Raw genomic sequence first — 22917 nt, 5'->3', positions numbered from 1 at the left:
TATAATAAAAAAGACTGCCTGGTGATCACCAAGCAGTCAGTATAGCACAACGTCCCCTAAGGGGCAGGCTTTTTGAATGGAGCATAGGTCCACCGTGAGCACGGAACTCAGACGGTGGACTTAATCTGTCTTAGACACATTCACGACGGCGACAACAAGTGTTCCAAACGCAATGGCGATTAGAATCCAAGCTTGTAGCTCGTTCATGCGCGGCACCCCCTTTCAGTCGGGTGTGCCTACCATCTCTAAGTTACGTACATGCTATTCATTGAAAAAGTGTATGGAAACGGTTCGGTTTCCATACACTTTTTTTGCTTGCTGACGACTGACATAAAGCAGACTATAAATTTGGTCCCATTGTCGCATCTGCATTGCGCCCAGGAACGATCTTCATCAATTGTTCTCTTTCTTGCGTCATCGCTTCAGCAACTTGTGGATCCGTCCACTCCACAAGTTGTGCTTGTTCAGATGCGATCGCTTCAGATAAGCGGTTTTTCTCTGTCTCATAAATCCCAGCAACAAGTTCCGTTAACGCTTGTTTCGTTGCTGCTTCATACGTTTCAATGTGCGCGCGATAAACTTTTGTTAACGCCTGAACCGCTGTCTCTTTCATTTGACTCAGTCCACCTTGTTCAAAAAATGCTTGCGCTGAACGAAAATGAGCGACATAAGGGGCAGCCTCAAATGCAACAGAAAGAGATGCTGCATCTACTTTTAATGTAAAACGAACGATTTTTTGTGCATGAAACGAAAATGTCGGGACACATTTTTGCATGCGTTCTTCCCATTGTTGTAACCATTTGTCGCGTGCATGACTTAGTGCCAACTGTAATCGTGCCTGTGTTGCTGCCAATTCTTGTTCTAAAAAGAACAAGGTCTCCTCATGCCACTGATACAAAGACATTTGTAGAGATTTTCGTTGTGCTGTGCGTGTCGTTCCTTGAACAGTGGCTACATTGACGTGTGCCGTAAAACGATCTCGCAACACATACACAATTCGCTCTCGCAAGTACAAATAAAGTTCACTCGCTTCTCGAATGATGCGATCTAAAAGGAGATCGCCACGCTCGTGTGTAAAAGCTTGCAAAAACGTAGCCATCTCTGCTTCAAAGCGCGCGGCTTCTTTTTGTTGTGTCTCTTTATCCGCATTGACGTAGGCAATTTTTTCTTCCAGGAAGTCGACATATTGCATTGTTTCCACATGTAATAGCTCGATATTAAACGCTTTTAACGACTGCAACAGACCTTCATGCACGTATCTTTCAAACGATGCAAACAGTTCACAACCTTGCCCCGTTTGTTTCTTCGCTGCCAGTCCTTGTTTACTAGACACTGGGTAAAGGCGGATGTCTGCGACACCGGCTTGCTCAAGTGAATGATATACGTAACGCTCAACGCCACGCCGTTCGTCCTCATTCATCGCCAAGTCAACGGCATTCAAAATGAAGTATAACTTATTCGTCGCAAAATGCGTATTCATCTTCGCTAATTGCTCTAAAAACTGGGCATCCGCTTTGGAAAATGCGTGGTTATAGTACGTCACATAAAAAATCGCGTCGGATCGTTCAATTTGTTGATAAGCAACCTGCGTATGACGCCCATGAATGGAGTGAACACCTGGTGTGTCAACAAGCGTCATTCCTGCTTCTGTTAATTTACAGGCGTAATAAATATCGACTGTCGCAATTAAACAAGCGGTTGCTTCGTCCGCAACAAATGTTTGCAATGTTGATAACGACACTTCCCTACTCGTTTCAAGTACATTGTTGTTTTCTCGTAAACTTGCTTGCAACGTCTGCAAATAAGCAAGTGCCTGCTTTTCTGCATTCGTCTTGCCTTTGCTTGCTTGTAAGCGACAAGAAGCGAGTGAATCAAGCGTCAAGTCCATGGCCAACCAGCGTGCAAGTGAAGCGACTTCAGCTCCGATGTCATCTTTTTTCTTATACGTGACGATGACAGTGCCGTGTGCATAGGTTGTTGTTGGGCGTGATACTGTTGTCACCGTCGCAGTAGTTGGATGTGGTGAAGTTGGCAGTACATCATCGCCTAAAAGTGCGTTCGCAAAACTTGACTTTCCTGCGCTAAAAGCGCCGAATAATGAAATCGTGTATGTTTCCTGTTCAATTTGCTGCAATCGATGCTGCAGACGCATACGCCACGTTCGTCCCCATGCGCCTGTTCGTTCTTGTTGAAAACATTCATTTAATGCGGCGAGCGATACTGTTTGTGCAGTAGGACGCGTGTTTTCTTCAGATAGCACCTCATTTGTATGAGCAATGACGCTTTTATCCGTAAAATTGAGTGTTTGTAGTTGCGCACGCGCACGTGCTTCCGCTGCCTCTTCATCCGCAGTAACTAACTCATTTCGTGCCTGATCAAGCGCGTGTGCAAATGTATTTGCGCCTTCATATTGGGCGGCGATTTTCTCTAGTTTCCTCGCGCGCGCGTGGCACTTTTGTTGTTGCGTTTCATACCTATCTACATAGGGACGAAGCACGGCTTTTTCTTCATATGATGCCACTGCTTCTTCATATCTTCGTTTATCGGCATCTTTTAACCCTGCCTGCATCACATCTAGTGCTGCTCTCGCACGACGCCGTAGTTCACGCACGATGTCATCCGTCCGTGATTTTGTGAAGGCGTACACATATTCTCGTCCAGTCGTCCCAGTTGGTTGATTGTCGGTAAAAAGTGTTGACGCCACCGTGTATGTAAGCGCTTGTATTGCGGTTTGAAATGCTTCATTATTCGTTAACTCAGCAAGTGGCACCGCTTGAAACGAGCGTTGCAAATGAAACACGAGTTGGGAATTGACTTGATCTTGCAACGCTTTAAGCAATGTTTTCAACCTGTGTGTCCGTTCTTCAGCCGTTTTCTTTTTCGAAAACAACAACCCGACTCGAAAATTTGGTTGTGTCGCCAATAACCAATCTCTCGTCAGTTCGGTCAGATGAGCGTTAAACAACGATACTTGGCGAAATAATGAATCCCATTCCGCTATAAACTGTGCCTCTCGTTGTTGGGAAGCATGTTCGTATGCTACCAATTTCTCCGCTTCCTTCGTATACGTTTGTACATCTGTTAGCGTGTATCCAAGTGTTTCAACTTCTGCTTCAATCGCCGCAACGGCCTCATCCAGCTCTTCAATGATGCGCCGTTTCACAGCAAAGTAAAAACTTTGTTGCAGACACTGTTGACTTTGCTCGCATAAAACAGCACTCGCACGCATCATTGCTTTCATTTCTCGTTTAAAGCGCTCGTTTTCATTCCCAGCATGATTCATTTTTCGCATGCTGACATAATAAATATCCTGATAACTGATCCCCCAGTTGCGAAGTGTTTCCGCGACATCTTGTTTGAATGTCGTAAATGCCAGTTCAGATTCGTCATGTTTGTCAATTTGATTCACTACGAGAAAGAGTGGCTTCCCTTCTGTCGAAAGCTGTTTTAAGAAATGTAAATTCGTCTCTGATTGCACATGGTTATATTCCATCACATACACGACCACATCCGTCGTGTAAAGCGCATCCATCGTCATTGTTTTATGCGTTGGATCTGTAGAGTCAACACCCGGCGTATCAACAAGCTGACCGAACGCCCCTAAAAAAGGAAGTGGTGCAGTGATACAAATAGACGAGATTGTCGCACCGTCCATACCGAAGCCTCGCACGTCGTCCCATGGAATATCATCTTTGAAATGAATCGTCTGGCCATCTGTTCGTTGCACAAACACACCAAGTGGACCATTTTTAAGGGTGATCCGGTTGGCACTCGTTGGAATGGGGCTTGTCGGCAATAAAGGGGCACCAATAAAATCATTAATGATCGTTGATTTACCAGCTGAAAAATGCCCGCTAAAAGCGAAACAAAATTGTTTTTCAATCTGCTTTTGCTCGATCGCGCGCCAATTGGCTTGTTCTTTTTCTGTATATATGATTTCATCGCTTATGAACTCATCCACAGCTGACACCCTTTCTATTCTCATCCGGTGGTTTGCTTTTTTAATCGTTTCTGTCCTTCACGACAGCGGTCAAGCAATGGGCAATTTGGACACCGCGGTGACTGCGCTTTACAATGATAGCGACCAAAGAAAATTAACCGATGATGCGCATCGCCCCACGTCTCTTTTTCTAACTTCTTCATGAGTGTATCTTCCACTTGACGAACCGTATCCTTCCATCGACAAATGCCTAAACGTTTCGTCACACGCTCCACATGCGTATCAACGGCAATGGCTGGAATGCCAAAAGCGACACTTAGCACTACATTGGCTGTTTTCCTACCTACGCCAGCAAGTGCCTCCAATTCTTCTCGCGTTTGCGGGACGTTGCCACCGTGTTTCTCTAATAGTGTATAACATAATGACTGAATATTTTTTGCTTTATTACGAAATAACCCAATGGAGCGAATATCATGTTGCAATTCCTCAAGCGGAACAGCAATATACGCTTTTGGATCACGATACTTTTCGAATAAATGTTTTGTCACCCGATTCACAAGCGCATCTGTACATTGCGCAGAGAGGACAACTGCAATTAATAGCTCAAACGGATTCCGGAAATTTAATTCACATTCCGCTTCGGGAAACAATGTGCCCATTACCCGGATCGCATCTTGTGCTTCTTTTTTCGTTCGCATCATACACCGCCTCTACAAAGCCCCTACAGTTTCTCCAACCAGTGAAAACCGGGAACATCTTTTTTTTCTGCTTGCTTCGCTTGATGCTTGGCAGGCTCACTTGTTTTTTTCCTGAACCGCTCACTATGCGTACGGGCTTCATTCACTGTTCGAACACCATTTCGTTTCCATTCAAATAAAATACGGTCGATATAACGGAAATTTAGTTTTCCGGAAATGACCGCTTCCCGTAATGCCGCAAAAATCAATTCAGTTGAATGACCGTCTTGATCATACCACATTGACAATGTTTCTGACTCAATGGGCGACAACGGTCTTGCGAATTCTTGCTCGAAACGTTGATACAACTGTCCTTCTTGCGCTTTTTGGTCTGCTTTTGCCTCTTTTTCATCCCAGCGCGACAAAAGGGTTATGAGTGACGACCATAACGGCTCAAGTGTATACGATTCGGAGACAATCCCTTCCTCATTTAAATGGCTTTCAAGTGACAATAAACGCTTTTTAATTAATTGCCCGAGGATAGATGTACATTCATCAAGTGACAGCGTCATGCGTGTGCTTAAATGTTCCGGCGTGGGAAATGCATCTCCTTTATCTAAGGAAGACTGTATGTGTAATAACATCACGAGCTCTTGTTCATCCATACGAAGGTCCGTGTAATGGGCCAGTAACAATTGAGGTATACTGACATGTCTTTGTTGTACCCACTGCATAAAAACTTTTTTATCCACCCTTACCAACTCCATCCATTCTAAGTACAGCATGCAGTAACCCAAGGTCACGTCAAGGCTGCTTCACATGACCTCCGGCTTCTGACTTCCGACCTCTGTTAAGGGTACATTCGATTTAATAAACGTGGAAATGGAATCGTTTCACGAACGTGGTCCACACCGCCAAACCACGCGACTGTGCGTTCTAGTCCGAGTCCAAATCCAGCATGTGGCACAGATCCGTATTTACGTAAATCCAAATACCAGCCATACTCATCCAATGATAGGTTATGCCGCGTTAACTCTTCTGTTAATAAATCATAATCATGAATCCGCTCAGAACCACCAATAATTTCCCCATATCCTTCTGGGGCAATCAAATCAGCGCATAAGACGACATCATCGCGGTCAGGTGCTGGCTGCATATAAAACGGCTTAAGCGCACGAGGGTAGTTTGTAATAAATACCGGACGATCGAATCGCTCAGCAAGCGCGGTTTCATGCGGGGAACCAAAGTCCTCTCCCCACTGAAGCTCAGAAAAGCCGTTTTCTTGGAGCCAAGCCACTGCTTCATCATATGTAATCCGCGGGAACGGCGCACGAATCGCTTCCAACTTGCTTACATCTCGATCAAGTAATTTCAATTCTGTTTGGCAATGACGAACAACTTGATCAGCTAAATACGCCACATAATTTTCTTGTAGCTGCAAACTTTCTTCATGCTCCAAAAAAGCCATTTCTGCTTCAATCATCCAGAACTCAATTAAATGACGGCGCGTTTTGGACTTCTCAGCTCTAAAAGTCGGCCCAAATGTGAACACACGCCCAAGCGCCATTGCCCCTGCTTCTGCATACAGCTGCCCTGTTTGCGACAAATATGCATCTTCCTCAAAATACTTTGTATGGAACAATTCCGTTGTGCCTTCTGGTGCGGAACTTGTTAAAATCGGTGCGTCTAGCTTTGTAAAGCCATGATCTGCAAAGAAACGATACGTCGCATGAATAATTTCATTTCTAATTTTCATCAATGCATGTTGACGCTTAGAGCGTAACCATAAATGACGATGGTCCATTAAAAATTCCGTTCCGTGTTCTTTCGGTGTAATCGGATAGTCCGTCGCCTCATGGATCACTTCAATTTTGTGAACAATGAGCTCATATCCTGAAGGCGCACGCTCATCTGCTTGCACTCTCCCAGACACATAAATCGCACTTTCTTGCGTCAAACCCTTTGCAATCTGAAAAACATCCTCTGCCACTTCTGCTTTCACAACGACGCCTTGAATAAAACCAGTTCCATCGCGTAATTGTAAAAAAGCAATCTTACCACTTGAACGTTTATTTGCCACCCATGCGCCAAGCGTCACTTCTTGGTCGAGTGATGCGCCAATTTGTGCAATTGTTGTTTTCATCTTTGTCTCCTCCTACACATCGCCGGTCTTCATTTAGAATAACGACCCATACATACATGCATCTATATCTCTTGAATTATACCTGCTCCTGAAAATGAAAGTCAATGACCGTTCCAGGGAAAGCCTATGGCTGTTATTATTTAAGTGAATAGCTCTTCAAAACATTGCCATCACTAAAAGCGACATACATAAACGTTTTGGCTCCTGACTCCTCCGAATACGTTACTTCATAAACAGCCTGTCCATCTTCGTAACCAAGGCGAATTGTATCCACCTGTTGGACCCCTTTTTCAGCAGCAACTTTTTGCTTTGCTTCCTGCTCAGAGATCCCTTCTTTCACGGGTAGTGTCGTTGTTTTCTTTAATTTGTCATCCTTTTGTTGTAACCATACATAAACGTCTTGCCCTTTTTTATCACTGCCACGCACAACCCAATAAACGTCTTTACCGTGATAAAAGTCCACATCTTTGACGGCTTCAAGTATCTTTTCATCCAACACATATGCAGTGGCCCGCTCAGTAGCCTCCACAATTGGCGCACGAATGAGTTGGTATACGTAAATGCTGACTGCAACAAGAATGATTACAACTGCTGTCGCGGTAAGGCTGATCACCTTTTTCATTTGCTTCTTGTCACCCTTCATAAATGGACAAAGTCGCCTTTGTCTGCTCTTGTTTATTAAGTGAAAGACCAAAAATTAGTCCCCGGTCTTTCAATGTGTGGTTTAACTCACTGACAACTTTATACATGTCATCATGATATTGTATTGTCACAGATGAGAGCAACTTTTTCCTTTTGATTGTGTCCATGTTTGACTTCCTTTCTTTACATTTTCGAGGAAAGCATTGTACTATTCAAGGCAATATCTGTTCGATCGTCACAATCATTGCTAACATAGCAGCATCACAGGCGGTCATACTATGGATACGCCAGTTGAAGGGGGGCGCACGTCATTGAACAAACACGATTTAGCCGCATGGTTTCAGCAACATAAAGACACAGCTTCTTTACTTTGTCGCGCCAACCGTTCTGTTCAAGAGGCTTGGCCACTTGCAATTAAACAAACAGCTTTTCCAGCTGTATTTCGTCCCTCTGCTCAAGGAGCAGATACGCCGGCTGATATTGACTAAAACCTTCTACCCACACCTCAGACGTTGCGGAAGACTCCGCAACGTTTTTATTTACTTTTTAAGCAGCGCTAACTGTGTGTTCGCTTCTGCCAAGATTCGTTCTTTGTCTAATGTCAACAACGTCCGGTCTTTCATCAAAGGCTTTCCTTGTACATATACATCCGTGACATCAGACCCTTTTGCCGCAAATACGAGGTGTGAAGTAACAGGTTCTGTTGGATGCAAGTGAGGCCTGTCGCAATCAAGCAAAATAAAATCAGCTTCCATACCGACAGCAATCGCGCCGAGATTATCATACCGTAACGCTTGTGCCCCAAAAATGGTCGCCATTTGCAAACCGTGCTTTGTTTTAACAATATTCGCTTGCTCTGAGATCCCGCGCGGTAACAGAACAGAAAAGCGCATTTCCTCAAATAAATCAAGCGCATTGTTAGACGCTGCCGAATCGGTGCCGAGTCCTACAGTCACACCGCAAGCGAGCATTTGTGCGACTGGGGCAATGCCTGAGCCAAGTTTTAAATTGCTTTTTGGGTTATGAGAAACAGCAATTTTCTTTTGTGAAAGCAAGTCAATGTGATGCGGTTCTACATGTACACAATGGGCAAAAAGCCAGTTGACATTGTCTAAAAGGCCTTTTTCGTTTAATAAATCGATTGGATGAACAGCGTATGTTTCCTTAAAATTGGCGACTTCTTGTCGTGTTTCTGCAACGTGCATATGGACAGGTAGATGTACGGCGCGGGCAGCAGCGACAATTTGTTCGATATACGCCGGTGGACAAGTATACGGTGCATGCGGTGCAAGCATCGTTTGAATCCGACCATTTGCTTGCTGATGCCACGTTTTTGCAAAGGCGAGTGCTTCTAAAAGCTTTTGCTCCCGCTCTGCGTCCGCGCATAACCCGATGACTGAGCGCATGAGCGTTGCACGCATCCCAACAGACGCGATCACTTCCGCAAATTGCGGCATATGCAAATGATACATATCTAAAAACGTTGTCGTCCCTGACTCGATCATTTCAATCATACTAAGGTTGCGGGCCGCTTCTGTTGTTGTTTCTAAAAAGCGTCCTTCAAGTGGCCAAATGTCCCTCTTTAACCAGTCACCTAATATGGCGTCATCGCTAATGCCTCTGAGCAAACTCATTGCCGGATGACCATGTGTATTAATGAGGCCCGGCATTAACCATTTTCCACGTCCGTTTTCTACAAGATCGGCTGTATCGCACAATGAATCATGAGGGTCTCCATGGGAAACTTCAGTGAATACCCCTTTCTCTACAACGACGTAACCGTGCTTTATGACCTCGAATGTAGGGTTCATCGTGATGATCGTCACATTTTTTACAACTGTTTTCATGTCTCTTATTCCTCTCCCTCGTTACAAATCATCTCAAGCAGTGCTTCAAGTTTCCCCTCTAAGACGGGAACGGACGGGAGTGACTGAATAAACGTTGCCCCATACTTTGTTGTGACAATACGACGATCAAACACAAATACCGCGCCATTGTCGGCTGTGGAGCGAATGAGTCGACCGAATCCTTGTTTAAAACGAATCACCGCTTGTGGCAATGATATTGTTTTAAACGGGTCTTTGCCACGCGATTTCGCCTGCTCAATTTGCGCGCGAACAAACGGCTCATCTGGAGAAGCAAACGGCAAGCGAACGATAACGAGGTGGCAAGCGCCGGCTTGGCGTAAGTCCATGCCTTCCCAAAAACTGTTTGTACCAAATAAAATGCCGCTTGTCTCATGTTTAAATATTTTTAATAGCCTCGCTGGTGAGCCATTTGTGACCCCTTGTCCAATTAACGGCAGACAGCGTGTTTCGTTTAAATTCCTTACATTATAATATACTTTGCGCAACATGTCATATGATGTGAACAGCACAAGCACCTTTCTATTCGTTTCTTCAGCAATACGCCATATTTTAATGGCAATGTCATCCACAAATAATGTGTCGTTCTTCCCACGCACATCCGGTACATCTGATGGGATTAGCAATTTCGTTTGTGTTTCATATGCAAATGGAGAAAGAATCTGTAATGTTTCCACACCAAAATCCGCTAATCCTAACTGATCAACATAGTAAGAAAACGAATCATTCACTGTCAACGTCGCTGATGTTAATACGACACTCCGCTTCCGCGCAAAAAATTGATCTGCTAAACAGTCTGAGACATCCATTGGTTTTCGATATAAATACGTCGCGTTTTTCGCTCCCTTTGGCTCTGCCTCAATCCAATACACATATCCTTCTTCAGCGGTCAGTAGTAACGTGTTTAGTGCTTGCGTATGGCGATAAACTGCTTTGGTTGCTTCGTTCGTCGCACGTATCTTCGCGTATGTAGCAGGCGTACATTGCGCTTCTTGCAAAGAAGTAAGCACGCTGTCTACCACTTTTATTAACTTTAAACCATGTGTATAAATCCGCTCCGCACAAACAAATATGGCTTGCCACATCGCACCAACTTGGACAGTTGGTGCATACGAACAACTACGCCGCCCTGTATTTCCCGTTCGTCCATCTTCTGTCTCCATCACAAATGCGCGGAGCATTCGGAACAAATCGTCGACATCCTCTTGAATGACTGACATATGCGTTAATTGCGCTTGCAGTTGCAATGAAAGACCACTTGCCTCTTCAAGCAACCGTGCCAATCGTTGCCATGCAAAGGCATAAGACACATAGCGCAATGATGTCCCTAAATGATCCCGGGCGACATCAGCAAAATGATGTGCTTCATCAACTATGACATGGGAAACAGAGGGTAGAGCAGGCACCTCTCGTATTGTATCGATCATTAATAATGCATGATTGACAATAATGATATCTGCTTCTGTCGCATGCATTTGGGCGCGTTGATAAAAGCAACGTGGGTCTGACGCGTCCCCATAGTCACTCTGTACGGTCAACCAATAATTTTCGCCACCGGAGCTTAAATTCAATTCTGTTCGGTCCCCATTAGCTGTTTCTAGTAGCCATACTAATATTTGTGCTTTCGTAAGCAACACATCGTATGAATCCTCTTCACAATAAGCGAGTGAACGCTCAAACTTTTTTACGTCTAAATAATGATGACGCCCTTTTAATATCGCTGCTTCAACCGGAAAATCAACTAGTGCACATAACAATGGGATATCCTCTTGTAATAATTGTTCTTGCAGCGCCACGGTATACGTAGACACAACGACAGGCTTTCCAGTTTTCTTTGCGACATGTACACTTGGTAATAAATAGCCCAATGTTTTTCCTGTACCTGTGCCTGCTTCAAGTAATAAATATGCCTCGCTTGAAAGCGCCTTGTATACTCGTTCCATCATGAGACGCTGACCTGGGCGATCCTCAACATGGTCAGTGGCATGCGTAAAAGCAGTTGTCATCGTATCCGTGAAAGATGGTTGAGATAAAGAAGGTTGCTTCTCACTTTTTTCTTCGTGTCGCTTTAATACAAGCTGACCGAACATGTCATATTGTGTCTCTGCCAATGCCGCATGAATATTCATCTTTTTCTTTATGACTGGACGGATAAGTTGGGACCAATCACTGGATAAGCGTAAAGTAACCTTATCCAGTTGTTGCAATGTTGCAAGTGGAAGTGATTCCAATTTATGTACCAATGAAAGAAATAACTCAGCAGTTATTAGCGCGTCACTGTCTGCTTGGTGCGGACGCGTATGGTTAAGCGCCAAAAAACCGCTGAGTTCCGATAACTTGTAACTATCCTGGCTCGGGAATAACACCCGGCTCATTTCAACTGTGTCAAAACTGACCTGTGGCAACCAGTGATAGCCTTCCATGTCTAATTGCGCCGTTAAAAAACCTTGATCAAAAGGAACGTTATGCGCCACAAACGCGCACCCGTCCATAAACGCCAGCAACTGCGGAGCAACCTCAGCAAAAGCCGGCGCCCCCTTCACTTCTGCGGCAGTAATTCCTGTTAATTCCGCAATAAAAGGTGGGATTTCGCAAGCCGGATCGACAAACGTATTAAAACGGTCAATGATCTTTCGGCCTTCGACTTTCACTGCCCCTATTTGAATAATTCGTGCCCCTTGTGTTGGTGTATTACCTGTCGTTTCTAAATCTACAATGACAAATCGCTCTGACATATGAATATCTCAGCTCCCCTGGCGCGATTTCTTCTTTAGTTATTTTGTTGCTTCGTGAAGAAGGCACCATGACCGATGGGCTTCTGCGTCTGCTTGTCCTAATGTTGCTAAGAGAAGCAACCCTTCCTCATCCCCACTTAGCGCTTTATTCCAGGCAAAACCGTGTAATAACGGGATCGTTTCCCCATTTATCTGCATGAGCTGCTCGTAACAATGACAAGCAAGATCATGCACACCAAACCACTCTGCTGATTCCGCAAGTCGGGCAAGCAAGGCATCTGAATCCGTTAACGCCGCACTCGCAAGCCACACCTTTTTCCCCTCTTCAACACGACCTGCTTTCATTAATGATAATCCCCACAACACATAGACATCACAATCTTCATGTCGATTGACATACGTATGGAAATAGCACGCCGCGCTCTCATATGCACCAAGTAAATAATAACATACACCTAAATTATATACGACATCCGTATTGGATGTGAGTGATTCTGCTCGTTCAAAATGAATGATCGCCTGTTCCCAATCATGTCTGACCATCGCAAGTAACCCTAAGCCAAAATAAGCAAAATGCGTTAAAAGCGGTGTGACAGCGACTTGTAATACGTAAGCAAAATGGTCGCGCGCACACTCGTTTTTCTCCGTATAGAGCGCCGCATAACCAACGTACAGCCGGCGAACGCAATCTGCTTCACCACATGCTTCTTCTGTCTGTAATTGTTCAAGCGCTTGTTCAAAACAGTCCGCCGCAAACAATTCTGTTCCTTTTGTTTCATAAGCCAAAAATGCGCGCCGGTTTGCCAATTCGTGCTTTAATGCTTGCAATTGCTCATCCATCGTTCCCCATAAGTTCAATAATTGCTGCGTCATATGTTCCAATGTTTTCACATATGGATGATCGCCTGCAATTGGTGTCGTACGCGCATGCTCGTATAATGTCTGCCACTGTGAAATAAATTGATGCAAAAAAATCCCCTCCCTATTGCATATCTTACTTATAAGTGTGCAACAGGAAAAAGGGGAATATGCGGATTATCGAACGGTAGAAGCTGGCTCTGTTCCTAACATTTCATCAATCTCATTGTGCTCATTCATGATCGCTACACGAGGAACATGCGTTTTCACCTCATCTGTAGACATCATTGCATAAGACAAAATAATGACAACGTCACCCGGCTGAACTAACCGAGCTGCTGCACCATTTATACAAATATCGCGTTGTCCGCGTGGACCTTTAATGACATACGTTTCAAATCTTTGGCCGTTATTATTATTGACAATTTGTACCTTCTCATTTTCCAATATATCGACTGCATCCATTAAATCCTCATCAATGGTAATACTACCAACATAATTTAAATTTGCCTCTGTGACGCGGGCGCGATGCAGTTTGCCTTTCATCATCGTACGATACATCTTTCGTCACTCCATTTCTCTATTAGCAAAGTCCAATTGTATATGATCAATTAAACGCGCGGATGGAAAGCGATACGCAAGTGCTAAAATCATCTTATCTTTTCCAATCACTACTCGCTTTAACGACGGATACGTATAGGCTTCAACATAATCAATTTCTCCAAGGGGCAGTTGCGCTAACCTCGTGCGTATAATTTGAACGAGTGTCGCAACATCACGTTCTCCTTGTTGCACGCACTGCTTTGCCGCTTGTAATGCTTCATATAACACTGGCGCAAGTGCACGCTCTTCCGCTGTCAAATACGTATTGCGAGAACTTCGTGCCAAGCCATCAGTTTCCCGCACTGTTGGACAAACAACAAGTGTGATTGGCAAATAAAACTCGCGAATGAGTTGCGAAATAATCGCCACTTGCTGGGCATCTTTTTCGCCAAAAAACGCATACGTTGGCTGCACAACACCGAATAATTTTAACACAATTGTTGCAACACCGTCAAAATGACCCGGACGACTTTTTCCACACAACACATCGGCTCCTTCACGCACGGTTACGATATGCATGGGTGTTTCTGGATACAGCTCTGCTTCGGCAGGGGCAAACACAACGTCACACCCCGCTTGTTTCGCGATGTCACAATCATGCGCAACATTGCGCGGGTACGCATCAAAGTCTTCCCCAGGACCAAATTGGAGCCGGTTAACGAATATGCTGAGCACGACGACATCACTTTTCTGACGCGCTGCTTCGATGAGTGACACATGTCCCTCGTGAAGCGCGCCCATCGTCGGCACAAAGCCGATGGTCTTTCCTTGTTCCCGATAGGGGGCGAGTGCTGATGTGAGCGCAGCAATCGTCTTTGCAACAATCATTTTTGTTCGCCCCCGTATAACGACAGCTTTTCTGCTTGTTTCGTCATATACATATGGGTTTTCTCGGGAAACTTACGCACCTTTACATCATCAACGTAGCTTTGTAGTCCTGCTTCAATTACTTCCGAAACGTTCGCATATTGCTTCACAAACTTTGGAATGTGTGCCGATTCATACCCGATGACATCATGGTAAACAAGCACTTGACCATCCGTCTCACCTGCACCGATCCCAATGACAGGAATCGTCAACGTTTGTGAGAGTAGCTGACCTAGTTGTTGCGGGACACATTCGACTACGAGCGCGAGAATACCCGCTTGCTCTAGTGCCTTCGCTTCTTCAACGATGCGACGTGCATCATCTTCTTCCTTTCCTTGCACGCGGTAACCACCTAGTACACCCACTGATTGTGGTGTTAAACCGACATGCCCGACAACAGGCACACCCGCTTGCACGAGCTGTCGTACCGTCTCGACTCGCTCATATCCACCTTCAAGCTTAACTGCATCTGCCCCAGCTTCTTGAATGAGCCTACGTACATGTGTGGCAGTCTCACTAAAAGACGTATGATAAGAAAAAAACGGCAAATCAGCAACAACAAATGTGCTCGGCGCGCCACGTTTCACCGCTTTTGTATGCAGCACAATATCATCGACTGTTACGGGTACAGTCGAATTATAGCCAAGCACAACCATTCCAAGCGAATCGCCAACGAGGATCATGTCAACCCCTGCTCGTTCAGCTAAGCGTGCAGATGGTGCGTCATACGCCGTTAACATCGCGATTGGTACACCCTCTTTTTTCATTTGCAAAAATGTCTTCGTTGTCTTCATATTCAATCTCTCCTTACAGTTTCATGTGTTCAAATCGAACTGCATGAAACGGCCAGGATTGCTTGATTCATTATCAAGCAGCGCACATTTTCTCAGGAGTCTCTGTTCCTGATGGAATCAGAGCTCATTCAATATGCACGTATCCTTTCCCTAACTACAGGCCATTCTTCCCCAAAACAAGTGAAGAAAGCCCTATGATCGGTGCCGTTCTTACAGATACAGCCCTTGCGCTTCTAGTATATCATACGATTACCGTGTTGTGTCTAACTCAATATCGGCTGAATAAACCAAATGGATGTCGCCACCCTCATCCCGCACTCGTAAGCGCCCATCATCAGTGATCCCAAGCGCATAACCATGTAACGTCTCACGCGACGTTCGGACGTGCACATATGTATGTAAGCTAATCGCCCGTGCTTCCCACAACGGCTTGATCGCCATAAATCCTTCCTCCACATAAGCCTCATACAACCATTCAAATTCATTTATAGTTGCCGCGACGAGGTTAGCACGCGAAATTCGTTTCCCTGTTTCTAATTGAATGGATGTCGCCACATCTGCCAAACCATCTGCAAAATCTTCTCGCTCATGATGACAATTCACACCCATCCCAACAATGACATATTTGACCCAGTCTGGGTCTGCGGCCATCTCCGTTAAAATACCGACCAATTTTTTTCCTTTATACAAAATATCGTTCGGCCACTTAATATCACAAGAGAGTCCACTTACTTGTTCAATCGCACGAACAACCGCCACAGCTGCTAGTAACGTTAATTGCGGCGCACGCTGCGGCTCAATTTGCGGCCTCAGTAACAAGCTCATTGAAATACCGACACCTTGCTTTGACTGCCACGGACGCGCCAGCCGTCCTCGCCCTTGTTGTTGCGCATCCGCGACAATGAGTGTCCCTTCTGGTGCCTCTTTATTCGCGTACTCATGGGCAACAAACTGTGTGGATGACACCACCTCGTAATCATGAATGTGTCGACCCAGGAATGATGTGGTTAAATATGGCCAAATGTCATAACTTTTTAATGTGTCGGGACGCGAAACAATGCGGTACCCTTTGCGCGTGACAGCATCAAACGTATATCCTTCAGCAACGAGCGCTTTCATTTGTTTCCATATCGCTGTACGCGACACACCGAGCTGCTGGCTAATTTCCTCACCTGATACGTACGTTTTCTCATTTAGTAACGATAAAATTTTTTCTTTCATCCTATCTCTCCTTGCAAAAACGATTGTAAAGCAGCGCGCTCATTTGCCACTACCCCTGTCACCACTGCATATTCCGCTTTTTCTAGTGCAGCAGCGAGCCACGGGCCAGGCTTTTTCCCCGATACAGCGAGTAAATCATGGCCATTTATGGCAAGAGCATGACGTGACTGGATCGGTAGCGCCTCATACTGTTGCGCCAATACTACACGAGAAATGGCATCTTCACCCCGAGAGCGTCGCACATCTTCAATTAACTGGGCGAGCGGCAATCCGAGTTCATATAGCTCCCAATCATTTAAAGCTGCCATTTGCCGTTTTATGTAACCAGCATATGCCTGTTTTACTGATTGCTTTTGCTTCTTTGCAATCGGAAGTGCTGCTAAAAAGCCCACTTCGCCTAGGCTCACTGCCACTTCCAGCCATACCCGCACACCATCATCCCAGTGCTCATCCGGTAGCGTCCGCAACTGCTGATAGCGCGCGTCTGTCAATGGAAAAACCGCAATATGTGCCCCAACCCCGGTATGATGTAACAATGATAGTGATGCTTGCGCAAACGCCCCCGCAAACAACCGTTCAAGCTCAGCGGCAACGCGCTCGTTTGCGACATTTGTCAGTTGCGCGCGCCGCGCCGTCATTTCAGCCTGTAACATTTCATCGACACGAAACCCGAGCTCGCTCTGGAAGCGGGCCACCCGTAACAGCCGAAGCGGGTCATCGACAAACACATCCTCAGGTGCATACGCACGCAAAATACCGATTTGTAAATCGGCTTGTCCACCGACAACATCAATGAGCGCCCCTTCCGCTGTCATCGCAAGGCTATTGATTGTGAGATCACGCTTTTGTAAATCCGCTTCTAGCGTCTCACCTTTAAACATCGTCACTTCGACAGGTACCCCGTTGTGAAACAATAGGACCGTCTCATGTCGCTCATTCATCTGGACTGTTTTTGGAAATAATTTCCGCACCGTCGCAGCATCTGCCGAAGTTGCCACGTCTAAATCATGGACAGGGCGCGCAAGTAACGTATCTCTTACGGCGCCACCCACAACGTAAGCTTCATACCCCGCTTCATGCAAGCACCGCAACACTGGATATGCTTTTTCGACACTCACAAGCATCCATCCTTTAATAACAAACTTTCATATAATTGCTCATACTGATCAACCACATCTTGCGAGTAAAACATGTTTCGCACACGCGCAAGCGCCGCCTCTTTAAATTGCGCACGCAATACATCATTTTCCAACAATGTGAGCGCGCGTTGACTCGCTGTTTCTGGATCGTTTACCGGACATAAAAATCCCGTCACCCCGTCCTCAACAACTTCCGGAATGCCTCCGATATTTGTCGCGATCACCGGCACCCCGCATGCCATCGCTTCCAACGCAACAAGACCAAAGCTCTCTTTCTCACTTAACAATAGCAACAAATCACTCATAGAAAGCAACTCAACAATATGTTTTTGGTTCCCGAGGACGAGCACATTTTCTTCTAAGTCATGTTCCATAATATACTGCCGAGCAATTGGAATTTCCGGTCCATTACCAATGAGTAACAACTTTGCCCGCCGCCGTTTGCTAATGAAATGAAACGTCTTCACGATGTCTAGGACACGCTTGACCGGACGGTAATTGGAAATATGAATGAGCACATCCTCGTCCTCAGCAATGCCGTAACAGCCCCGCAATGTCGCGACCGGCTTGGGGTAATAAATTGATTCATCAATAAAATTATAAATCGTTTCAATCGGCTTATCCGTTCCGACAAGCTTGTTTGTCGCGCGCACTAAATCCGCCGACACAGCTGTCACCGCATCTGACTCTTCCACCCCAAAACGAATTAACTGGCGCAAAGACGGGTCCCAGCCGAGTACAGTAATATCCGTTCCATGCAACGTCGTCACAATTTTCACATCTCTCCCACTCATTTGCCGCGCCAAAATCGCACATACGGCGTGAGGCACCGCATAATGAACATGTAAAATATCCAGCTCATGCGTACGAATGATTTCCGCCATCTTACTCGCCACCGTTAAGTCATGGGGTGGGTGTTTAAATACCGCGTATTGATTCACTTCGACTTCATGAAAATAAATGTTTGCATACACTTTATCGTCTAATCGGAAAGGAATGTCGGTCGTGATAAAGTGGACTTCGTGGCCACGAGAGGCAAGCTGTTTTCCTAGCTCTGTCGCGACGACACCGGAACCCCCTACTGTCGGGTAACAACTAATACCAATTTTTTTTGTTTTCATGGGGCGCCCTCACCCTTCTAATAAATTCGCGACAACTGGCGCACGGTCACTATAAAAGCCTTCCGCAAACTGCACGCCTGCTTCTTTCCCTAACAATCGGTCACGGCCAATGACGGTATCAATGTACGCATCCGTTAGCGGTGTACTCACACCATCCGCCGGTGTAAATTGACTTTCATATGCTTGGAGCGCTTGCTTCTTCTGCTCATATACTGCACTAACGTCTGTTAAAAAAGACGGCGCCGGGATCCCGTTTATAAAATACGCATAACTTGCCTTTACACGATGCGCGGAAACGCCTTCCGTTGCAAAACGACGAATGGCGGCGTTAAACACGGCTTCTTTCACCATTTGACCACAATGCCCGTGGTCAGGGTGGCGATCATGATGTGGGTAAAAAACGAGCTGTGGTTGCAGTGCGCGTACCAACTTCACAATTTGAGAAAGCTGCGCATCTTTTATATCACGTAAACCACGATCCGGAAAATCAAGCTGATAACGTGCATGAACGCCGAGAATCGCCGCCGCACGCGCTGCTTCCTCCTGTCGTGTCGCAACCGTCCCATTCGATGACAGCTCCGCTTTTGTCAACGTTAAAAAGGCGACCCGCGCCCCCTTTGCTACATATGCTGCAATCGTCCCACCCATGCCGATTTCAATATCATCAGGATGGGCGCCGCACGCGAGTATATCGACTGTTTCCGTCATACGGCATCCCTACTTTCCATTCGTTCTCACTATATCACATTCGTCACAATGACAAAAATAATCTGCCTCACATTAGGAAGTTCAGTCAAGTAAGTGTTCGAGTCCGTACACAAGCGTCTTTAGTGTCATCACTTGTTCTACCGCGAGCTTCACACCAGGCATAAAGCTCGCGCGATTTAACGAGTCGTGTCTAATAGAGAGCGTCTGCCCTTCTCCACCAAACAGCACCTCTTGATGTGCGACCCGACCTGGCAAACGGACACTATGAATTCGCATGCCTTCAAAATCACCGCCGCGACAATGCGCAAGTGTTTCTTCTTCATCCGAATGTCCCTGTGTCTTTGGCGCACGCACTTCGCTAATGAGCTGTGCCGTTTTTAATGCTGTCCCCGACGGTGCATCTAACTTTGCATCATGGTGCTGCTCAATGATCTCTACATCCGTCATATATTGCGCTGCCATTTGCGCAAACTTCATCATCAGAATCGCACCAATCGCAAAATTCGGGGCAATGACAGCACCAATGCCTTTTTGTTCCGCTTGCGCCCGTAATGAATGAATATCATCCTCTGTAAAGCCGGTCGTACCTACAACCGGGCGCACGCCGTGAGCAAGCGCGATCTCCATATGCGTTTTCGCAACAGCTGGTGTCGTTAAATCAATGAGGACGTCAACATGAAGTTCAGAAAAACATCTCTCCATATTTGTATAAACAGGAATATCTCCTTCTATGTACCCATCAAGGTCTTTTAATAGTGCACCATCATGCTGCGTATCAATGACTGCCACAAGCTCAAATTGCGATTCGCGCAAACAAAGCGCCACCGCCTCTCGTCCCATTTTCCCCCGTGGTCCAGCAACAACTAATTTATATGTATTCATTTTCAGTTATCCTCTCGTCCAGCGGTGTGCATCCCGCGTTTTAAATTTATGTAGCACTTCATCATGTGCTGTGCTTAAGTCGATTTGCAGGGAATTTGCTAAGCAAATGAGCACAAACAACAAATCGCCCATTTCTTGTTCAATTGTATTCTCTGCTTCTGTTTCTTTTTTCGGTTTCTCACCATAGTAGTGGTTTACTTCGCGCGCAAGTTCTCCTAGTTCCTCAGTAAACCGAGCAAGCATCGCGAGTGGACTGAAATAGCCTTCTTTAAATTGCCCAATATAATCATCGACTTCTTTTTGCATTTGCTGCATGGTCTTTTCCTGTTCCAAGGCTTGCACCTCCTTTGTCATTCTTCAACATTTTAATTGATGCACCTAGATGGGGAAAGCAGGATAATTTCAATCGTCGCACCCGGATGGGGTGCGACAAGGCAGAACAAGAATGATGGAGCTGTTTGCAATAATTTCAATCCACGCACCCACGCGGGGTGCGACGCGGAGAAGCAAAACCTTTTTACGCGGACAACCGATTTCAATCCAGGCACCCACATGGGATGCGACTTACGGTCACGGGTCCGATTAAAGTTAACGGTCATTTCAATCCGCGCACCCACATGGGATGCGACTGCCGCCATCGAATCTAAAAAGAATAACTTCGATATTTCAATCCGCGCACCCACATGGGATGCGACATCCAAGCATTTATGACCAAAATGGCGCAAGTCGGCATTTCAATCCGCGCACCCACATGGGATGCGACGTCATCCAACGTCCCTCGTGAGCATGCGAAAGGGATTTCAATCCGCGCACCCACATGGGATGCGACAGCGTTTTATTACAAAAAAAGGAAATTAAATGCTTTTTCTGGAATAAAACCGCATATTTTTCCCTGAAGAAACATTAGAGAAGTATACAAGTAACCAAAAATAAATAAATAACCCATAAACTGCATCTTTTTTGGTGCGAACCCCCTAGGGATTTTATGTGCACTTGGGGTTCGCACTGATAAGTTACATGCAACTTGAGTTAACAGTAACGCATATTTTTTCAAAAGCGATCCACGCACTTACATATTAAAATTACCACAAACCATAGATAGTGTCATCTCATATACTCGGGCGCTTAGTTTTTAGACTATTTCCCCTTGTCACTTCCTCATAAAGTCTTAATTAGAACGACATGAACAGCATATGCCTTTCTATTTAATGTACATACTAACCAAAAATAACAGCTAGACATCATCAGAAAAAATAACGATATAAACATTCCTTTTTTATGAAAAGTTGAGTACACTAAGGATCAGGGCAAAATAAGACACTCGCTCTGTAAACGCTTAAAATGATGATTCTTTAAAAAACACAGCACAAGAAAAGGAGGTATCCTCATGATACGACACTTTAAAAACATTGCTTTTATTTTACTCGGCACTGCGCTCATTGCAATGGGACTTGTTTATTTTAACATGACACATAAATTAGCGGACGGTGGCATTACTGGTATTACGTTGTTGTTATTCTTTTTATTCAGCTTCAATCCAGCAATTTCTAATATACTTATTAACATTCCCCTTCTATTTATTGGCTGGCGATTACTTGGGCGCACAACGTTTATTTACACCATCATTGGAACGGTGAGTCTATCTGCTTTTTTGGATGTGTTCCAACGGATTCCTATCAATTTCGTTCTTCATGATGATTTGATGCTCGCCGCCCTATTCGCGGGTGTAATTATCGGGGTTGGTCTCGGCATTGTGTTTCGCTTCGGTGGCACAACTGGCGGCGCAGATATTTTAGCCAAACTTTGTTTACGTTATTTTGGATGGAGCATTGGTCGTACATTGTTTGTGTTTGACTCGTGCGTCATCGCTTTATCAGTCGTCTTTTTCCTCGATTTACGGGAAGCGATGTATACGGTGGTTTACGTCTTTATATCCGCCAAAGTGATTGACTTCATGCAGCAAGGTGCCTATTCAGCCAAAGCAGCTTTCATCATCTCCGACCATATTCAAGCAATTTCCGACGACATCGCACGCGAAATAGGGCGCGGCGCCACTGCGCTTCAGGGACGGGGCACCTTTACGAACAACGAAAAAGAGATTTTGTATTGCGTCATTGCGCGAAACGAAATTGTGCGATTGCGCAACATCGTCCACCGCATTGATCCGCACGCCTTTTTAACGATTCAAGATGTGTCTGAAGCTTCCGGCGAAGGCTTTACACTGGATAGTAACAAAAGGCCGTTGCAGATGGAGTGAGTGAAAGAGTGTCTCGCGAATGAACCCTCTAAAGGCCCCAAAGCTTTAGATAATCAAAGAGAGAGTAGCCCACATTCCAAGGGGCTGCTTTTTTAGATATCTTCTTTAAAAACTTCGCTATAATCGTTATAACTTTCTTGAGGTTAGCTCACCCACAAGAAAGTAAATCCTTTACTACCGGAAACACCATGCCTACACTCGCAAGGATTCTTTCTACTGGAGCTAGTTCTCTTCCAGTGATTGGATCCACGCCGGTAACTGCCTCGATCCCGGATTTCAACGTTCCGGCTCCGTATGTGAAGTCTAGTATCATCGAAAATTCTTCAGACTCATAGAAACCTTTGGATTTAGCATCTCTTTTCTTCTCTTTTATGAGCTCTTCGTAAATAAGTTGCTCCATCTTTTCTGCTACGTGATGGAAAAGCCCCCTGCGTCAGAAACACATATATGACACAAGGGACTGTA

At 45.3% G+C, this 22917-nt stretch carries 21 protein-coding genes; 2 read left to right on the top strand and 19 right to left on the bottom strand.

What is annotated here, in order from left to right; genetic code table 11:
- Positions 1 to 340 precede the first annotated feature (340 nt).
- The 6 genes from BLT29_RS03720 to BLT29_RS03695 form a co-directional block, all read right to left on the bottom strand.
- Positions 341 to 3961, bottom strand: a complete 3621-nt coding sequence (locus tag BLT29_RS03720; RefSeq protein ID WP_176763786.1) for a dynamin family protein — start codon at positions 3959 to 3961, stop codon at positions 341 to 343.
- Between the two features lie 20 nt (positions 3962 to 3981).
- Complete coding sequence (gene nth / locus BLT29_RS03715; RefSeq protein ID WP_090774981.1) at positions 3982 to 4638, bottom strand: endonuclease III; 657 nt, start codon at positions 4636 to 4638, stop codon at positions 3982 to 3984.
- A 23-nt stretch (positions 4639 to 4661) separates the two neighbouring features.
- Positions 4662 to 5369 (bottom strand): DnaD domain-containing protein, encoded by a 708-nt coding sequence (locus BLT29_RS03710; protein WP_090774980.1) that lies wholly within the window; start codon positions 5367 to 5369, stop codon positions 4662 to 4664.
- A 98-nt stretch (positions 5370 to 5467) separates the two neighbouring features.
- Positions 5468 to 6760, bottom strand: a complete 1293-nt coding sequence (gene asnS / locus BLT29_RS03705) for an asparagine--tRNA ligase (RefSeq protein WP_090774979.1) — start codon at positions 6758 to 6760, stop codon at positions 5468 to 5470.
- A 136-nt stretch (positions 6761 to 6896) separates the two neighbouring features.
- Entirely contained in the window at positions 6897 to 7382 is a 486-nt protein-coding gene (locus BLT29_RS03700) for a cell wall elongation regulator TseB-like domain-containing protein (protein ID WP_176763785.1), read from the bottom strand.
- 10 nt (positions 7383 to 7392) lie between these two features.
- On the bottom strand, positions 7393 to 7569 hold the full coding sequence (locus BLT29_RS03695) for a YpmA family protein (RefSeq protein ID WP_090774977.1): 177 nt from the start codon (positions 7567 to 7569) through the stop codon (positions 7393 to 7395).
- A gap of 111 nt (positions 7570 to 7680) precedes the next feature.
- Here BLT29_RS03695 and BLT29_RS03690 point away from each other — a divergent pair, with 111 nt between their 5' ends.
- Positions 7681 to 7890: a hypothetical protein gene (locus BLT29_RS03690; protein WP_090774976.1), complete on the top strand. Its 210-nt coding sequence runs from the start codon at positions 7681 to 7683 to the stop codon at positions 7888 to 7890.
- Between the two features lie 51 nt (positions 7891 to 7941).
- Here the strand turns inward: BLT29_RS03690 and BLT29_RS03685 are convergent, their stop codons facing one another.
- The 12 genes from BLT29_RS03685 to BLT29_RS03630 all read right to left on the bottom strand — a co-directional run bounded on the left by BLT29_RS03685 (position 7942) and on the right by BLT29_RS03630 (position 20510).
- The gene (locus BLT29_RS03685; RefSeq protein WP_090774975.1) at positions 7942 to 9249 is read right to left on the bottom strand and encodes an amidohydrolase; all 1308 of its coding nucleotides are present in this window, start codon (positions 9247 to 9249) and stop codon (positions 7942 to 7944) included.
- A gap of 5 nt (positions 9250 to 9254) precedes the next feature.
- Entirely contained in the window at positions 9255 to 12002 is a 2748-nt protein-coding gene (gene dinG / locus BLT29_RS03680) for an ATP-dependent DNA helicase DinG (RefSeq protein WP_090774974.1), read from the bottom strand.
- 39 nt (positions 12003 to 12041) lie between these two features.
- Complete coding sequence (locus BLT29_RS03675; protein WP_090774973.1) at positions 12042 to 12971, bottom strand: CDC27 family protein; 930 nt, start codon at positions 12969 to 12971, stop codon at positions 12042 to 12044.
- Positions 12972 to 13037: 66 nt separating this feature from the next.
- Complete coding sequence (panD, locus tag BLT29_RS03670; protein ID WP_090774972.1) at positions 13038 to 13421, bottom strand: aspartate 1-decarboxylase; 384 nt, start codon at positions 13419 to 13421, stop codon at positions 13038 to 13040.
- Positions 13422 to 13427: 6 nt separating this feature from the next.
- Positions 13428 to 14291, bottom strand: coding sequence for a pantoate--beta-alanine ligase (gene panC, locus BLT29_RS03665; protein WP_090774971.1), 864 nt, complete (start codon positions 14289 to 14291; stop codon positions 13428 to 13430).
- A complete protein-coding gene (gene panB / locus BLT29_RS03660; protein WP_090774970.1) occupies positions 14288 to 15124 on the bottom strand; it encodes a 3-methyl-2-oxobutanoate hydroxymethyltransferase in 837 nt (278 codons plus the stop codon). The genes panC and panB overlap by 4 nt, the downstream gene beginning before the upstream one ends.
- A 249-nt stretch (positions 15125 to 15373) precedes the next feature.
- Complete coding sequence (locus BLT29_RS03655; protein ID WP_090774969.1) at positions 15374 to 16345, bottom strand: biotin--[acetyl-CoA-carboxylase] ligase; 972 nt, start codon at positions 16343 to 16345, stop codon at positions 15374 to 15376.
- The gene (locus BLT29_RS03650; RefSeq protein ID WP_176763783.1) at positions 16342 to 17463 is read right to left on the bottom strand and encodes a CCA tRNA nucleotidyltransferase; all 1122 of its coding nucleotides are present in this window, start codon (positions 17461 to 17463) and stop codon (positions 16342 to 16344) included. Before BLT29_RS03650 ends, BLT29_RS03655 begins: the two co-directional genes overlap by 4 nt.
- Positions 17460 to 18605, bottom strand: a complete 1146-nt coding sequence (bshA, locus tag BLT29_RS03645) for an N-acetyl-alpha-D-glucosaminyl L-malate synthase BshA (protein WP_090774967.1) — start codon at positions 18603 to 18605, stop codon at positions 17460 to 17462. Before bshA ends, BLT29_RS03650 begins: the two co-directional genes overlap by 4 nt.
- A gap of 9 nt (positions 18606 to 18614) precedes the next feature.
- Positions 18615 to 19313: a bacillithiol biosynthesis deacetylase BshB1 gene (bshB1, locus tag BLT29_RS03640; RefSeq protein ID WP_090774966.1), complete on the bottom strand. Its 699-nt coding sequence runs from the start codon at positions 19311 to 19313 to the stop codon at positions 18615 to 18617.
- Positions 19314 to 19394: 81 nt separating this feature from the next.
- Positions 19395 to 20195, bottom strand: coding sequence for a 4-hydroxy-tetrahydrodipicolinate reductase (dapB, locus tag BLT29_RS03635; protein ID WP_090774965.1), 801 nt, complete (start codon positions 20193 to 20195; stop codon positions 19395 to 19397).
- Between the two features lie 6 nt (positions 20196 to 20201).
- A complete protein-coding gene (locus BLT29_RS03630; RefSeq protein WP_245701070.1) occupies positions 20202 to 20510 on the bottom strand; it encodes a nucleotide pyrophosphohydrolase in 309 nt (102 codons plus the stop codon).
- A gap of 1072 nt (positions 20511 to 21582) precedes the next feature.
- Here BLT29_RS03630 and BLT29_RS03625 point away from each other — a divergent pair.
- Positions 21583 to 22452 carry a YitT family protein gene (locus BLT29_RS03625; RefSeq protein WP_090774963.1) on the top strand — a complete coding sequence of 290 codons (870 nt, stop codon included), beginning with the start codon at positions 21583 to 21585 and terminating at the stop codon, positions 22450 to 22452.
- A 148-nt stretch (positions 22453 to 22600) separates the two neighbouring features.
- On the opposite strand, the gene BLT29_RS03620 is transcribed toward BLT29_RS03625, so the two are convergent.
- Positions 22601 to 22852 (bottom strand): pre-toxin TG domain-containing protein, encoded by a 252-nt coding sequence (locus tag BLT29_RS03620; RefSeq protein WP_090774962.1) that lies wholly within the window; start codon positions 22850 to 22852, stop codon positions 22601 to 22603.
- Between the last annotated feature and the right edge of the window lie 65 nt (positions 22853 to 22917).

This window comes from Shouchella lonarensis (genome assembly GCF_900096965.1).
Lineage (GTDB): Bacteria > Bacillota > Bacilli > Bacillales > Bacillaceae_D > Shouchella > Shouchella lonarensis.
Note: the sequence above shows the minus strand (reverse complement) of the source record. Positions and strands in the feature narration are given on the sequence as shown.

What these genes read in the sequence shown, in the direction of transcription:
- nth (WP_090774981.1), bottom strand. Translation starts at nt 4,638, where the DNA reads ATGCGAACGAAAAAAGAAGCACAAGATGCGATCCGGGTAATGGGCACA.
- asnS (WP_090774979.1), bottom strand. Translation starts at nt 6,760, where the DNA reads ATGAAAACAACAATTGCACAAATTGGCGCATCACTCGACCAAGAAGTG.
- BLT29_RS03700 (WP_176763785.1), bottom strand. Translation starts at nt 7,382, where the DNA reads ATGAAAAAGGTGATCAGCCTTACCGCGACAGCAGTTGTAATCATTCTT.
- BLT29_RS03695 (WP_090774977.1), bottom strand. Translation starts at nt 7,569, where the DNA reads ATGGACACAATCAAAAGGAAAAAGTTGCTCTCATCTGTGACAATACAA.
- BLT29_RS03690 (WP_090774976.1), top strand. Translation starts at nt 7,681, where the DNA reads ATGGATACGCCAGTTGAAGGGGGGCGCACGTCATTGAACAAACACGAT.
- BLT29_RS03685 (WP_090774975.1), bottom strand. Translation starts at nt 9,249, where the DNA reads ATGAAAACAGTTGTAAAAAATGTGACGATCATCACGATGAACCCTACA.
- dinG (WP_090774974.1), bottom strand. Translation starts at nt 12,002, where the DNA reads ATGTCAGAGCGATTTGTCATTGTAGATTTAGAAACGACAGGTAATACA.
- panD (WP_090774972.1), bottom strand. Translation starts at nt 13,421, where the DNA reads ATGTATCGTACGATGATGAAAGGCAAACTGCATCGCGCCCGCGTCACA.
- panC (WP_090774971.1), bottom strand. Translation starts at nt 14,291, where the DNA reads ATGATTGTTGCAAAGACGATTGCTGCGCTCACATCAGCACTCGCCCCC.
- panB (WP_090774970.1), bottom strand. Translation starts at nt 15,124, where the DNA reads ATGAAGACAACGAAGACATTTTTGCAAATGAAAAAAGAGGGTGTACCA.
- BLT29_RS03655 (WP_090774969.1), bottom strand. Translation starts at nt 16,345, where the DNA reads ATGAAAGAAAAAATTTTATCGTTACTAAATGAGAAAACGTACGTATCA.
- bshA (WP_090774967.1), bottom strand. Translation starts at nt 18,605, where the DNA reads ATGAAAACAAAAAAAATTGGTATTAGTTGTTACCCGACAGTAGGGGGT.
- bshB1 (WP_090774966.1), bottom strand. Translation starts at nt 19,313, where the DNA reads ATGACGGAAACAGTCGATATACTCGCGTGCGGCGCCCATCCTGATGAT.
- dapB (WP_090774965.1), bottom strand. Translation starts at nt 20,195, where the DNA reads ATGAATACATATAAATTAGTTGTTGCTGGACCACGGGGGAAAATGGGA.
- BLT29_RS03630 (WP_245701070.1), bottom strand. Translation starts at nt 20,510, where the DNA reads ATGCAGCAAATGCAAAAAGAAGTCGATGATTATATTGGGCAATTTAAA.
- BLT29_RS03625 (WP_090774963.1), top strand. Translation starts at nt 21,583, where the DNA reads ATGATACGACACTTTAAAAACATTGCTTTTATTTTACTCGGCACTGCG.
- BLT29_RS03620 (WP_090774962.1), bottom strand. Translation starts at nt 22,852, where the DNA reads ATGGAGCAACTTATTTACGAAGAGCTCATAAAAGAGAAGAAAAGAGAT.